This is a genomic window from Geobacillus thermopakistaniensis (assembly GCF_000498995.1).
In the GTDB taxonomy this organism is placed as follows: Bacteria; Bacillota; Bacilli; order Bacillales; family Anoxybacillaceae; genus Geobacillus; species Geobacillus thermoleovorans.
This window is the reverse complement of the sequence record NZ_AYSF01000089.1, coordinates 39,023-53,001: the sequence shown is the minus strand read 5'-3', so window position 1 is coordinate 53,001 and position 13,979 is coordinate 39,023. Positions and strand designations below refer to the sequence as shown.

General features: G+C 52.9%; 13 protein-coding genes, 8 tRNA genes, 1 rRNA gene and 1 other annotated feature. All 22 genes read right to left on the bottom strand.

The annotated features are described in order from the left end of the window. Nucleotides 1-232: 232 nt before the first annotated feature. Nucleotides 233-305 (bottom strand) — tRNA-Ala (locus tag T260_RS123535). A 12-nt stretch (nt 306-317) separates the two neighbouring features. After that, a tRNA-Pro gene (locus T260_RS123540) sits at nt 318-391 on the bottom strand. 4 nt (nt 392-395) lie between these two features. After that, nucleotides 396-469, bottom strand: a tRNA-Arg gene (locus T260_RS123545). A 3-nt stretch (nt 470-472) separates the two neighbouring features. Then, nucleotides 473-558: transfer RNA gene (locus T260_RS123550), tRNA-Leu, on the bottom strand. Between the two features lie 16 nt (nt 559-574). Then, nucleotides 575-649, bottom strand: a tRNA-Gly gene (locus tag T260_RS123555). Between the two features lie 11 nt (nt 650-660). Continuing rightward, nucleotides 661-745 (bottom strand) — tRNA-Leu (locus T260_RS123560). 10 nt (nt 746-755) lie between these two features. After that, a tRNA-Lys gene (locus T260_RS123565) sits at nt 756-831 on the bottom strand. A gap of 412 nt (nt 832-1,243) precedes the next feature. Next, nucleotides 1,244-1,319: transfer RNA gene (locus T260_RS123570), tRNA-Val, on the bottom strand. Between the two features lie 18 nt (nt 1,320-1,337). Then, a 5S ribosomal RNA gene (gene rrf / locus T260_RS123575) occupies nt 1,338-1,431 on the bottom strand. Between the two features lie 7 nt (nt 1,432-1,438). Beyond that, nucleotides 1,439-1,522, bottom strand: a sequence feature (5S ribosomal RNA rRNA prediction is too short). Nucleotides 1,523-1,742: 220 nt separating this feature from the next. Continuing rightward, a complete protein-coding gene (gene lysS, locus T260_RS123580) occupies nt 1,743-3,227 on the bottom strand; it encodes a lysine--tRNA ligase (RefSeq protein WP_011229589.1) in 1,485 nt (494 codons plus the stop codon). Nucleotides 3,228-3,317: 90 nt separating this feature from the next. Next, entirely contained in the window at nt 3,318-4,319 is a 1,002-nt protein-coding gene (gene dusB, locus T260_RS123585) for a tRNA dihydrouridine synthase DusB (RefSeq protein WP_011229588.1), read from the bottom strand. A 16-nt stretch (nt 4,320-4,335) separates the two neighbouring features. Beyond that, complete coding sequence (locus T260_RS0120980) at nt 4,336-4,557, bottom strand: helix-turn-helix domain-containing protein (RefSeq protein WP_011229587.1); 222 nt, start codon at nt 4,555-4,557, stop codon at nt 4,336-4,338. Beyond that, nucleotides 4,509-5,036, bottom strand: coding sequence for a 2-amino-4-hydroxy-6-hydroxymethyldihydropteridine diphosphokinase (gene folK / locus T260_RS123590; protein ID WP_011229586.1), 528 nt, complete (start codon nt 5,034-5,036; stop codon nt 4,509-4,511). The genes T260_RS0120980 and folK overlap by 49 nt, the downstream gene beginning before the upstream one ends. Further along, nucleotides 5,037-5,426, bottom strand: a complete 390-nt coding sequence (folB, locus tag T260_RS123595) for a dihydroneopterin aldolase (protein ID WP_014194586.1) — start codon at nt 5,424-5,426, stop codon at nt 5,037-5,039. It abuts the gene before it with no gap. Next, nucleotides 5,389-6,240: a dihydropteroate synthase gene (gene folP, locus T260_RS123600; protein ID WP_011229584.1), complete on the bottom strand. Its 852-nt coding sequence runs from the start codon at nt 6,238-6,240 to the stop codon at nt 5,389-5,391. The genes folB and folP overlap by 38 nt, the downstream gene beginning before the upstream one ends. Continuing rightward, on the bottom strand, nt 6,240-7,115 hold the full coding sequence (gene pabC / locus T260_RS123605) for an aminodeoxychorismate lyase (RefSeq protein ID WP_011229583.1): 876 nt from the start codon (nt 7,113-7,115) through the stop codon (nt 6,240-6,242). Before pabC ends, folP begins: the two co-directional genes overlap by 1 nt. 5 nt (nt 7,116-7,120) lie before the next feature. Next, on the bottom strand, nt 7,121-7,696 hold the full coding sequence (gene pabA, locus T260_RS123610; protein WP_023634495.1) for an aminodeoxychorismate/anthranilate synthase component II: 576 nt from the start codon (nt 7,694-7,696) through the stop codon (nt 7,121-7,123). Between the two features lie 5 nt (nt 7,697-7,701). Further along, on the bottom strand, nt 7,702-9,123 hold the full coding sequence (gene pabB, locus T260_RS123615) for an aminodeoxychorismate synthase component I (protein WP_011229581.1): 1,422 nt from the start codon (nt 9,121-9,123) through the stop codon (nt 7,702-7,704). A gap of 114 nt (nt 9,124-9,237) precedes the next feature. Beyond that, nucleotides 9,238-10,164, bottom strand: a complete 927-nt coding sequence (gene cysK, locus T260_RS123620; protein WP_011229580.1) for a cysteine synthase A — start codon at nt 10,162-10,164, stop codon at nt 9,238-9,240. Between the two features lie 86 nt (nt 10,165-10,250). Further along, complete coding sequence (gene hslO / locus T260_RS123625; protein WP_025039044.1) at nt 10,251-11,135, bottom strand: Hsp33 family molecular chaperone HslO; 885 nt, start codon at nt 11,133-11,135, stop codon at nt 10,251-10,253. Between the two features lie 14 nt (nt 11,136-11,149). After that, a complete protein-coding gene (locus T260_RS123630) occupies nt 11,150-11,926 on the bottom strand; it encodes a type III pantothenate kinase (protein ID WP_011229578.1) in 777 nt (258 codons plus the stop codon). A 127-nt stretch (nt 11,927-12,053) separates the two neighbouring features. Next, nucleotides 12,054-13,952 carry an ATP-dependent zinc metalloprotease FtsH gene (ftsH, locus tag T260_RS123635; protein WP_011229577.1) on the bottom strand — a complete coding sequence of 633 codons (1,899 nt, stop codon included), beginning with the start codon at nt 13,950-13,952 and terminating at the stop codon, nt 12,054-12,056. Nucleotides 13,953-13,979: the final 27 nt, after the last annotated feature.

Here is a 13,979-nt window from a genome sequence, read left to right as displayed (position 1 = left end):
TTGCAGTCTTGCGCCGAGGAACCCAATTCCCCCGAATTCACTAGAAGACACAGGCGCAAAGTTGCTGCATTGAAACAACTTCTCTGCTGGTTTTCGTCGAAGAATCCCGCTTCTCTCCATTCACTTGCAGGACACAAGGCTGCTACTTTAGTTTGCTTCTCTGTAATCCTACCGAGGAACCTCACGTCTTCAAATTCCCTTGCAAGCGGCAGGCACAGACATAAAGCAACAGTGGAGCCTATCGGGATCGAACCGATGACCTCCTGCGTGCAAAGCAGGCGCTCTCCCAGCTGAGCTAAGGCCCCATATATCCGCTATCGGGAAGACAGGATTTGAACCTGCGACCCCATGGTCCCAAACCATGTGCTCTGCCAAACTGAGCTACTTCCCGCCAACGCGCTCGAGAGGATTCGAACCCCTAACCTTCTGATCCGTAGTCAGATGCTCTATCCAATTGAGCTACGAGCGCAAGTGCCGAGGGCCGGACTCGAACCGGCACGGTAGTGACCTACCCCAGGATTTTAAGTCCTGTGCGTCTGCCAATTCCGCCACCCCGGCTAAATGGGCAAATAAATGGAGCGGAAGACGGGACTCGAACCCGCGACCCCCACCTTGGCAAGGTGGTGTTCTACCGCTGAACTACTTCCGCTCGAATCAACATGCGGGTGAAGGGACTCGAACCCCCACGCCCGTAAAGGGCACTAGACCCTGAATCTAGCGCGTCTGCCAATTCCGCCACACCCGCAAATCAATTGTGGTGAGCCATGGAGGACTCGAACCTCCGACCCTCTGATTAAAAGTCAGATGCTCTACCTACTGAGCTAATGGCTCATAGTCAAGTATACACTCACAATGAACGATGCCCCTTCCTCTGCTAGCATATTCGAAGATGTTGGATGCGTCGGGACAACTCGAAGCAAATCCGAAGATGCTTCGCTCGTTGCTCTACCTACTGAGCTAATGGCTCATGGTTAGGATAACACTCTACAGCTTCGTTTCACTCTACCTGCCTCTTCCTCTCCCAGCCGATTCAAAGATGCCAAGTGCGTCGAGGCAACTCGAAGCAAACTCGAAGATGCAGCGCTCGTTACTGAGCTAATGGCTCATAGTCAAGTATACACTCACAGTGAACGATGTCCCTTCCTCTGCTAGCATATTCGAAGATGTCGGATGCGTCGGGACAACTCGAAGTAGATTCAAAGATGTAATACTCGTCACTGAACTAATGGCTCATAATAGGTGATGGTGGAGGATGACGGGATCGAACCGCCGACCCCTTGCTTGTAAGGCAAGTGCTCTCCCAGCTGAGCTAATCCTCCACAAGATTGCCTAGCGACGACCTACTCTTGCAGGGGCGCTGGCCCCAACTACCATCGGCGCTGGAGGGCTTAACTTCCGTGTTCGGGATGGGAACGGGTGTTTCCNTGCAGGGGCGCTGGCCCCAACTACCATCGGCGCTGGAGGGCTTAACTTCCGTGTTCGGGATGGGAACGGGTGTTTCCCCTCCGCTATCATCACTAGACAATCAACAGACAAGTTATATTATAATTAAATTTATTTATTTGTCAATAGGTCCTTGTTTTTGATTAGTGCTGTCATTTCAACGTGCTATCATAATATAACACGTTGGGAGTGGTTTGTCAACTCGACTTCCTGTGTTTGTTTTTCAACAAAACAACGACAACTATTTTTACATAAATGAAAAGCCCCCTGCTGCTTGTCTTTGCAGGGAGCGATCAAATTTATTTATGACGCATTTGCGGGAAAAGCAACACGTCGCGGATCGACGGCGAGTTCGTCAGCAGCATGACCAGACGGTCGACCCCGATGCCAAGCCCGCCTGTTGGCGGCATGCCGTACTCGAGCGCTTCAAGGAAGTCTTCGTCCATTTCATGTGCTTCATCGTTTCCTTGTTCACGCTCTTTCAGCTGCGCCTCAAAGCGTTGGCGCTGATCGATCGGATCATTCAATTCGGTAAAGGCGTTGGCATGTTCGCGCCCGACGATAAACAGCTCAAATCGGTCGGTAAAACGCGGGTCGTCCGGATTTTTCTTGGCCAACGGTGAAATTTCAACCGGATGGCCATAAATGAACGTCGGCTGAATGAGGTGAGACTCGACTTTTTGTTCAAAAAATTCGTTGACAATATGGCCAAACGTCATATGTGGAGCAACTTCCACTCCGTGTTCTTTCGCCAGCTCCCGCGCCTCTTCGTCGCTCATCTGCCGCCAGAAGTCGACGCCGACATATTCCTTGATCGCATCGACCATATGGAGGCGCCGCCACTCGGGCGTTAAGTCGACGACATGCTCGCCGTATTGAATTTTCGTCGTTCCAAGCACTTCAGTGGCAATGTGGGCGATCAAGTTTTCCGTTAGTTCCATAATGTCGCGGAAATCGGCGTACGCCTCGTACAATTCGAGCATCGTAAACTCCGGGTTATGGCGGGTGGAAATGCCCTCGTTCCGGAAAACGCGGCCGATCTCGTACACTTTTTCCAAACCGCCGACGATAAGCCGTTTTAAATGGAGCTCGATAGCGATTCGCATATAAAGCGTCATATCCAATGCGTTATGATGCGTAATGAACGGGCGCGCCGCAGCGCCTCCAGCCACAGCGTGCATCATCGGCGTTTCAACTTCCAAATAGCCACGGCTGTCAAGATACCGCCGCATCGATTGAATGATCAAACTGCGGGTGATGAACGTCTTTTTGCTCTCCGGATTCATAATTAAATCGAGATAACGCTGGCGATAGCGTTGCTCTATGTCTTTCAAACCATGGTATTTTTCCGGCAGCGGACGCAGCGCTTTCGTCAAAAATTCGTACGACGACACCTTGATGGAAAGTTCACCAACTTTTGTTTTAAACATTGTGCCGCGCACGCCGACGATATCGCCAAGGTCAGAGATTTTAAACAGTTCGTACTGCTGTTCGCCAACATCGTCTTGACGGACGTAAATTTGAATCTGCCCGGTGACATCCTGGATATGGGCGAACCCGGCTTTTCCTTTGCCGCGCTTTGTCATGATGCGGCCGGCGACGGCGACTTCAATTTGCTTTTCTTCAAGTTCCTCTTTCGACAAATCACCGTACAGTTCGAACAGTTCTTGCGCTTTATGAGTGCGCTCGAACCGTTTGCCAAACGGGTCGACACCCAATTCCTCAATTTTTTTCAGCTTTTCCCTGCGGACGCGCAGTTGGTCGTTCAATTCTTCATGACTCATACCTCATTCACTCCATTTAGCGATTTTTTACGAAAAATACTGCCAGCGCTCGCTGGCAGTCCTCCGCTGCATGAACGTCATCTCCGTTGTTTAAACGGCTTCGGCGTTCGCCGCTGCTTGGACTTCCGCTTCCTCCGCCACGCGAAGCAACAGTGCGGCCAGTTCGTCCCGCGTTTCACATTCATTGATGGCGTTGCGGATTTTCGCTGCGCCGCGAATGCCTTTTAAATACCAAGCAGCGTGTTTACGCATTTCTTTGACGGCGATATATTCGCCTTTTAAGGCAATTAATCGGTCTAAATGCAGCAGGCAGACATCGATTTTTTCCCTCGGCGTCGGTTCCGGGATGAGCTCTCCAGTTTCTAAATAACGGACAGTGCGATAGATCATCCAAGGGTTTCCAAGCGCCGCCCGTCCGATCATGACGCCGTCGACCCCTGTTTCTTCAAGCATCCGCTTTGCATCTTGAGGCGTTTTGACATCTCCGTTGCCGATAACCGGGATGTTGACGGCTTCTTTCACTTGCTTGATGATGTTCCAGTCCGCTTTTCCTTCATACATTTGCACCCTTGTCCGTCCGTGGACGGCGACGGCCTTCCCGCCGGCGCGCTCAACGGCTTGAGCGTTTTCGACGGCGTAAATGTGCTTTTCATCCCAACCGATCCGCATTTTCACCGTGACCGGTTTTTCAACGGCATCGACGATCGCGGCAACGACATCATAAATTTTATTCGGGTCAAGCAGCCATTTCGCTCCAGCGTCGCAATTCGTAATTTTCGGCACTGGGCAACCCATGTTGATGTCGATGATATCTGCATTCGTATTTTTATCGACAAATTTCGCCGCTTTGACGAGCGTTTCTTTCTCGCCGCCGAAAATTTGCAAGCTGATCGGCTTTTCCCGTTCATCAATATATAACATGTTTAACGTCTTTTCGTTGTTGTATACGATTCCTTTGTCGCTTACCATCTCGGCGCATACAAGCCCGGCGCCGAATTCTTTGACGGTCAGGCGGAACGCGGAGTTGCATACGCCTGCCATCGGAGCGAGCACGACGCGGTTTTTAATTTCGACATCGCCAATGCGAAACATCGCAGATGCCTCCTTTCTACTTGTTCGATTCGAGTTTCGGCGGCGCCAGTTCTTCCACCGATATATTCAGCCGTTCGGCGATTTGTCCAACGAGCGAATCGGACGGCATCCGGTTCCCCCGTTCAATTTCACCAAGGATCGATACGGAAATGCCTAGTTCTTTCGCCAGTCTTTCTTGCGTATATCCTTTCAACTTTCGAAAAGCGCGAATACGTCTTCCCCATCTTTCCGCTTCCATACATGAACTCCTTTTTTGTCAGGTAGTCGGCCAATGATGTCGATTAACGGCTCGGAAAGGTTCGGTATTGCCACGTGGGAGTTGACTTCAAACAACGGGATGAGCACGAACGCCCGCTCCGCCATGCGCGGATGCGGGATCGTCAGCTGCTCTGTTTCAATATTTTCATGATTATACAGCAAAATGTCAAGGTCTAACGTCCGTGGTCCCCAGCGAATTTCCCTTTTTCTTCCAAGTTGTCGTTCGATTTGCTGGGTCACGTCAAGCAAGGCAAACGGCGACAACGTGGTCGCCACCTCGATCACCATGTTTAAAAACTTGCCTTGGTTGACATAGCCGACCGGATCGGTTTCATAAATCGATGAGCTCGATGTGATAAAAATTTCCTGATGATGATGGAGCGCTTCAATGGCAGAACGCAAATAGGAAACACGATCTCCGAGGTTGGAGCCTAAAGCGAGATATGCGATGTTTTCCATTTAACGACCCCTATCAATTTCGACTGCGACATGTTGATAATGGCCGCGAATCGGCGGATTCGGCTTCGTCACTTTGACAATGCAGCGCTCGACAACAGGAAAGGCAGCGAGCAAGTCGGCGGCGATCGCTTCAGCGACCGCCTCGATCAAGGCGAACGTCCGCTCCTCAACGATCGCCCGGCAGCGCTCGTACACATCGGCGTAGTTGACGGTATACTCAAGACAATCGCTCCGCCCGGCAGGCTGCAAGTCGAGCTCCAACGTCACATCGACCAAAAATCGCTGGCCGAGGATGTTTTCTTCGCGAAACACCCCGTGGTAGCCGTAAAACTCCATGCCTTGCACATAAATTTTATCGATGACCGCTCTCTCCCTTCCCAAGCATAGCATCCATCATTTTGGCCATGCGGGCAATCGGCAATACATCATGGACTCGGACGATGTGCACCCCTTTCATGATGCCGAGACAAACGGTCGCTCCTGTTCCTTCGACCCGCTCCTCGACAGGCACGCCGAGCACATGGCCGATAAATCGTTTGCGCGACGTGCCAAGCAAAAGCGGATAGCCGAGAGCGGCAAATTCATCAAGGCGCCGCATCACCTCCAAGTTATGCTCGACCGTCTTGGCGAAGCCGATCCCCGGATCTAAAATAATGTTCTCATCTTTCACACCCGCCTCTTTGACAATGCGAATGCTTTCTTTCAAATCGGCGATCATGTCGGAAATCAAATCGCGATAGGCCATATCGCGGCGGTTGTGCATTAAAATGATCGGCGCGCCGTACGTGGCGGCGACGCGGGCCATATCAGGGTCCGCCTTGGCTCCCCAAACGTCGTTGATGATGTGCGCCCCGGCTTCCATGGCTTGCCGCGCTACTTCCGCTTTGTACGTGTCAATTGAGATCGGTACACTCACCGCCTTAGCAATCGCTTTTACCGCCGGAATGACGCGGCGCAATTCTTCATCAAGCGGCACTGGATCCGCCCCCGGACGAGTCGATTCACCGCCGATGTCAATGATGTCTGCTCCTTCCGCCACGAGCCGCTTCGCGTGCTTGACCGCGTTTTCCACGTCGTAAAACCGGCCGCCGTCGGAAAACGAATCGGGCGTGACGTTGACAATGCCCATGATCAACGTTTTTTTGTTTAAGTCAAGCTCATGCCCGCGGCATTGAAGCCGAAGAGGGCGCATCGATGTTGTCATCAGTCGTTCATCCTTTCTGCCAATTCGTTCCTCGTCCATAACCGATGGGTCAAGCGTCGGTAATGGTGCTGCAAGGCCCGGACCACCGGACCATTTTTTCCTTGGTAAACGCAATGGCCAATGCGGCAAAGGGGTACAATTTCCTGCACAGAGTTGGTGATAAATGCTTCATCAGCCTGCAACAAATGGGACAGCGGATATACCCCTTCTTCAACTGGGATGCGCAACTGCTTGAGCAAAGCAATGATGAATTGTCTTGTGATGCCGTTTAATATGCCGACAGCCGGCGCTGGCGTGTAGACGATGCCGTCTTTCACCCAAAAAATATTGGAAACGATCCCCTCCGCTACCGCACCATCTGAATTCAAAAAAATTCCTTCCGCATGAGGTCGATGTCCGAGCTCCCATTTCCCAATCATATTGTTTAAATAATGGTGCGACTTTAGTCGCTCATTGCCTTCCGGGCTGTTTCGCCTTGCCGCGAGCACCACCCCTTCTTTTCCTTCCGGAGGGACGGGCGGCGGAAGCGGCTTCATATAGACGATGACGGTCGGGTTTCGGTAACGTTCGATCGGCAAGCCGAGATCGCCGACCCCGGCCGATACATTGAAGCGCACATAAGCGTCGCGCAAGCCATTGGCCTCGAGCAACTGCTCGATGATCGCCACCGCTTCGGCGCGGCCGAACTGCCTTTCGATGTGAAGCTCAGACAGCCCTTTGTTCAATCGGGCCAAATGATCGTCAAGCAAAAAAGGGTGGCCGCTATACGTGCGGAATGTTTCAAATAAGCCGAGCCCATATAAAAAGCCGTGATCAAACGCTGATAACTGCGCTTCTTCGCGCGGAACGACCGCGCCGTTGATATACACGTACATGACTGTCACGCCTTTTTATACGTGTTGATAAAGTTTTTCAACAGTTGCATCCCATGGCTTGTCATAATCGATTCCGGGTGAAACTGCACGCCTTCCACCGGCAGCGTTTTATGGCGAATCGCCATCACTTCATCCTCTTTCGTCCAAGCCGACACGACGAAACAGTCCGGAAGCGTCTCTTTCTCGACGATAAGGGAATGGTAGCGCGTTGCCGTAAACGGGTTCGGCACGCCGCAGAAAATCGTCTCCCCATCATGGTAGACGGACGATGTTTTCCCGTGCATCAGCCTTGGAGCGCGGACAACGCGGCCGCCGAACGCCTGGGCGATGGCTTGATGCCCGAGGCAGACGCCGAAAATCGGAATTTGGCCGGCAAAGCGATCGATGACTTCCAGGCTGACCCCTGCCTCATTCGGTGTGCATGGACCGGGGGAAATCATAATAAAATCAGGGCGGAGTCGTTCGATTTCAGCCACCGTAATTTCATCATTCCGTTTGACAATCAGCTCTTCTCCCAACACGCCCAAATATTGCACCAAATTGTACGTAAATGAATCGTAGTTATCAATCATGACGATCATCATTCTCACCTCATGCTCGGAAATAATGCCTCTGCTTCGCTCAGCTCTTTCGCTTTCCAAAGGGCAGCCGCTTTCTTTACACATTCCTTGTACTCATGCTCTGGGTTGGAATCGATGACGATGCCCGCTCCTGCCTGTACATGCGCCAATCCGTCTTTGACGACCATCGTTCGAATGGCGATGTTTAGCTCCATGTTTCCTTGAAAATCGATCCAACCGATCGAGCCCGTGTACAAGCCGCGGCGGACCGGTTCCAACTCTTCAATAATTTCCATTGTTCGCACTTTCGGGGCGCCGGTGATCGTCCCGCCGGGAAACATGGCGCGAATGACGGAAAACGCATCGTGCTCCATCGTCATGGTGCCGGATACGTGAGAAACGATATGCATCACATGAGAATACTTTTCGACGGTCATCCATTCGTCAACTCGAACCGTCCCGTATGCACAGACGCGCCCAAGGTCATTCCGTTCAAGATCAACGAGCATGGCGTGCTCGGCCCGCTCCTTTTCACTCGCAAGCAACTTGCGAGCAATTTGTTCATCCTCTGCCGCCGTCCGACCGCGCGAACGTGTGCCGGCAATCGGCCGCGTCTCAAGACGCCATCCCCGCTTGCGGACGAGCAACTCCGGCGAGCCGCTGACGACTTGAAATTCCGGGGTATGCAAATACGCCATGTAAGGGGACGGATTCAGCATCCGCAACTGCTTGTAGACGGCAAATGGATGCGTCACCAGCGGCTGCGACTGACGCACCGATAAGTTGACTTGAAACACATCGCCCGCCGCAATATAGCGTTGTACGCGGCGAACCGCATCCATAAACCTCTCTTTTGTCATTGAAACAGACGGCGCAGCTGTCGAGGCAGCAAGCGGCCAGACCAGCGCTTCATTCCGATCCTCGAGCCACATCCGTGCATGCCGCGCAAGCCGCCGGTTTGCTTCGCTTTCCTCCCCTTCATTCGCGTAGGCAAGCAAATGAAGCTGTTCAGTTTGGTGATCATAAATCGCTACGTCGTCAAAGAGGAAAAAATACATGAGCGGCAGCCGCAAATCATCTTGCGCGAGCACCGGGAGCCGTTCCATATAGCGAACCGCATCATAGCTAATGAAACCGATCAGCCCGCCTTGGCAAGGCAACGACTCCCCCTCATCCGGCACGGCGAAACACCGAAGCCATTGCCGGAGCCCTTCGAGCGGCGAGCCATCCAGCACCGTTTCAACCCCGCGCTGCTTGATGATGAGCCGCCGCTCGTCAGCGCGGATCACTCCGATCGGGTCAAGGCCGATAATGCTGTACCTTCCCCCTTGGCCGCTCTCAAGCAACACATGATGAGGCCGGCTATAGGCCAGCTGTTCGTACTGGCGGAACCAATCCCGTCCGCGATAATCGATAGTTCGTTTCAGTCGCCTGCGCCGCTGTTCCATCCTCGTCAGCTCCTTACGATGTCCATAGTTACTTTTATTGTACAATGATTGTCCGTCTGGGTCACCATCCTCGTAAAAAAATTCGACAGGGTTGCCCCTGCCGAAAAAGTCTGCTTAGTCTTCAAATTGGTAAAGAGGCGTGCTCAAATAACGTTCGCCGTTGCTCGGGATGATGGCGAGCACTTTTTTCCCTTTGCCGAGCTCTTTCGCCACTTTCAATGCCGCATGAATCGCAGCGCCGGACGAAATGCCGCCGAGAATGCCTTCCTCGCGAGCCGCGCGGCGGGCCGCCGCAAACGCTTCTTCCGTCGTTACCGTAATAACCCCATCGTAAATGCTCGTATCCAAAATATCTGGAACAAAGCCAGCGCCGATCCCTTGGATTTTGTGCGGGCCCGGTTTTCCTCCCGACAAGACTGGGGAATCGGCCGGTTCAACGGCGTAAATTTTAATGTTTGGGTAAGCTTCGCGCAACACTTTGCCTGCTCCGGTGATCGTTCCGCCCGTGCCAACGCCGGCAACAAACGCATCAAGCTGGTCGCCCATTTGCTCCACGATCTCTTTCCCGGTCGTCAAGCGATGGATTTCCGGGTTCGCCTCGTTTTTAAATTGCTGTGGCATAAAGTAGCCGTGCTCGCGGACGAGCTCTTCCGCCTTTGCGATTGCTCCGCGCATCCCTTGTGCACCCGGTGTGAGCACAAGCTCGGCTCCATACGCCCGCAGCAGGTTGCGGCGCTCCAAGCTCATCGTATCCGGCATGACTAATACCGCCTTATATCCTTTCGCCGCCGCGACCATCGCCAATCCGATCCCAGTGTTGCCGCTTGTCGGCTCAACGATCGTGTCGCCCGGCTTCAGCTTGCCCGCTTTTTCCGCCGCTTCAATCATCGCCAACGCAATCCGGTCTTTGACGCTGCTGCCCGGGTTCATAAATTCCAGTTTCAAATACACATCCGCGCTGTCTTCATCAACGATGCGGTTCAGTTTCACGGCCGGCGTATCGCCGATCAATTCGGTTATCGAGTTGACTGTGCGTGCCATTGTTCCACCTCTAATCCCCATTAATTTTATCGACTTTGTCTCCAATGTATCAACTATTGGCGTAATTGTCAATCATTTTACTGTTTTCATTCTTTTTTTGCGAGTTGTTTCAACTGTTCCAGCTCCGCTTTGTCGAAATGGTACGTTTCATTGCAAAAATGGCACGAAGCTTCCGCCTGCCCTTCTTTGTCGATGATGTCTTGGATTTCCTCGGGCCCTAGGCTGATAAGGGCATCAGCGATCCGCTCGCGCGAACAGCGGCAGACGAATGACACCGGCATCGTCTCGAGCACACGGACGCCTCCATCTCCCAACAGTTGTTCGAGCAGCTGTTCCGGGCTGAGCCCTCTTTCGATCATGCGCGACACGGGCGGAATTTGTTTCAGCCGCTCTTCAATGCGAGTGATCGTGTTCTCCTCCGTCCCGGGCATCAACTGGATAATAAATCCTCCGGCGGCTCGGATGGTATGGTCGGGATTGACGAGCACCCCGACGCCAACCGATGACGGAATTTGTTCGGACGAAGCAAAATAATACGTAAAATCATCGCCAAGCTCCCCGGAGATAAGCGGCACTTGTCCGGTGAAAAAGTCGCGCAGCCCAAGATCCTTCACAACCGTCAACATCCCATTTTTGCCGACCGCCCGTGCCACATCAAGTTTCCCATGCTCGTTCAGCTCAAAATGTACATGTGGATTCGTTACATAGCCACGCACTTCCCCTCTGGCGTTGCTGTCAACTAAAATGACGCCGATCGGGCCGCCGCCGTCAATTTTAATCGTCAACGTTTCCTCGCCTTTCAGCATCGCTCCCATCATAACACCGGCGGTCAACGCCCGGCCGAGAGCCGCTGAGGCGGTCGGCCATGTTTGGTGGCGGCGTTGCGCCTCGGCGACAGTTTCCGTCGTTCTTGCGGCATACGCTCTCACTTGTCCATTGTAAGCGAGTGCTTTGACTAAGTAGTCTCCCATCTTCATCAAGCCTTTCATCCTTTTTTCTCGGTGTTTTTCTCGTACAACAATTTTAAGCCAGTCAGCGTCAAAAACGGATCAACGACATCGATGATGTCCGATTCGCTGGCAATGAGCGGAGCCAAACCGCCAGTAGCAATCACCTTCGGCGGGATTTTGCTTTTCGCCTTCATTCGCGACACGATGCCTTCCACTTGTCCGACATAACCGTATAAAATGCCGGCTTGCATGGCGCTGACCGTATTTTTGCCGATGATATCATCCGGGCGGGCGATTTCAATGCGCGGCAATTTCGCCGCCCGCGCGAACAGAGCCTCTGTCGAGATCATAATTCCCGGGGCAATGGCCCCTCCCATATATTGTTTATGTTCATTAATATAACAATACGTCGTCGCCGTGCCAAAATCGACGATAATCAGCGGACTGCCGTACAAATGGATGCCGGCGACCGCGTTGACAATCCGGTCGGCGCCCACCTCACGCGGATTGTCATATTTGATGTCGAGCCCGGTTTTAATGCCCGGACCGACGATGAGCGGTTTGATATGGAAATATTTTAGACACATGCGTTCAAGAGCAAACATAATCGGCGGCACGACCGAGGAAATGATGATGCCTCGAATGTCGGAAAACTGCAAGCCGACATGGTTCAAGAGCGCTTTGATCATCATGCCGTATTCGTCTTCCGTTTTCGAGCGGCTTGTTTCAATGCGCCAATGATGTTTCAGTTCGTCCCCGTCATACACCCCTAACACCGTGTTTGTATTGCCGACGTCCAATACAAAAATCATCGCTTCATTCCTCGCTTTTCCTCGATAAATTCCCATTCTTTATCATATCATACTTACGGGAAAAAAACTGTCCTTCTTTCCCTGGGCCGCCGGCAAAAAAAAAGATGCCTCCGAACAGAGACATCGATTACTCCTCTTTCTTTTGGATGTTGATTTTCACATCGCCGTCGCTTTTGCCGGACTCCTCGCGCCCGTTCCGGTCTTTGGGCAGCGTGCCATGTTCGAACAAATGTTTAATTTGCTCCGCATCGAGCGTCTCGACTTCCAACAGCGTGTTGGCGATCAAATCCAATTTGTCCCGATGTTGGGTCAAAATTTGTTTCGCTTTTTCATAGCACTCTTTAATGATGCGCTGAATCTCTAAGTCAATTTCATAGGCGATTTTGTCGCTGTAGTTTTGCTCGTTGTGTAAGTCACGTCCTAAAAACACTTGCCCGCTCGGTTGGCCGAATTGAAGCGGACCAAGCTTTTCGCTCATACCAAACTCCGTCACCATCCGGCGCGCGATGTTTGTCGCCCGTTGAAAATCGTTGTGGGCCCCTGTACTCACTTCATTGAACACGATTTCCTCGGCAACGCGCCCGCCGAGCAGTCCGGTGATTTTATCCATCAGTTCGGCTTTCGTCATAAAGTAGCGGTCTTCTTTCGGCAGCATGACCGCATAGCCTCCGGCTTGGCCGCGCGGCACAATCGTCACTTTATGCACCATTTCCGCATCGGCGAGCACCATGCCGATGACCGTATGCCCAGCTTCGTGAAACGCGACGATGCGCCGTTCTTTTTCCGAAATGACGCGGCTTTTTTTCGCCGGTCCGGCAATCACCCGGTCCGTCGCCTCGTCGATGTCGCTCATATCAATTTTCTTTTTGTTGCGGCGCGCTGCAACGAGCGCCGCCTCATTCAGCAAGTTTTCCAAGTCGGCGCCGGAAAATCCAGGCGTCCGCATCGCGATCGTCTTCAGGTCAACGGATTCATCGAGCGGCTTGTTGCGGGCATGCACGCGCAGCACCGCTTCGCGCCCTTTGACGTCCGGGCGGTCGACGGTAATCTGCCGGTCGAAGCGACCCGGGCGCAACAGCGCCGGGTCTAAAATGTCCGGCCGGTTGGTGGCCGCGATAATAATGATCCCTTCGTTGCCGTTAAAGCCGTCCATTTCGACAAGCAGTTGGTTGAGCGTCTGCTCACGCTCGTCATGGCCGCCGCCAAGGCCGGCGCCGCGCTGGCGGCCGACGGCGTCGATCTCATCAATGAAGATGATGCACGGGGCATTTTTTTTCGCCGTCTCAAACAAGTCGCGCACCCGCGATGCCCCGACCCCGACGAACATTTCCACGAAATCCGACCCGCTGATCGAGAAAAACGGCACGCCCGCTTCTCCGGCAACCGCGCGCGCCAACAGCGTTTTCCCGGTTCCAGGCGGCCCAACGAGCAATACCCCTTTCGGAATGCGGGCGCCAAGTTCCGCAAACTTGCGCGGATCTTTTAAAAACTCGACGATTTCCACCAACTCTTCCTTTTCCTCATCTGCCCCAGCCACATCGCGGAAGCGGACTTTCCGCTTGTCATCCGTATACAGCCGCGCCCGGCTTTTGCCGAAATTCATCACCCGGCTGCCGCCGCCCTGTGCCTGGTTCAAAAGGAAGAAGAACAAAATAAAAATAATAACAAATGGGATGATGGAAGTGAAAAACGTCACCCATCCGCTCGTTTCGTCCGCTGGCACGACTTCCACCCGCGTCCGCGCCGCCGCCGCATCGATGCGGTCAAGCACTTTGTCACTGTTCATGACGTAGGTGGAAAAGTACTGCCCTTCGCTATATGTTTTCAACTGGCCTTTGATTTCATATACGCCGCGCTCCGGCTTAATGGAAAACGACTTGACATCCCCGTTTTCCAGATGAGTGATGAACGCATCGTACGTCATCGGCTCCGTTCGCTGGTTCGTGCCGTTAAAAAAGCTGACGACGCCGATCACGACGAGGAAAATCAGCAAATAAAAGATGGTATTGCGGAAAATCCGGTTCATTTCTTGCCTCCTCCCATATGAAACACA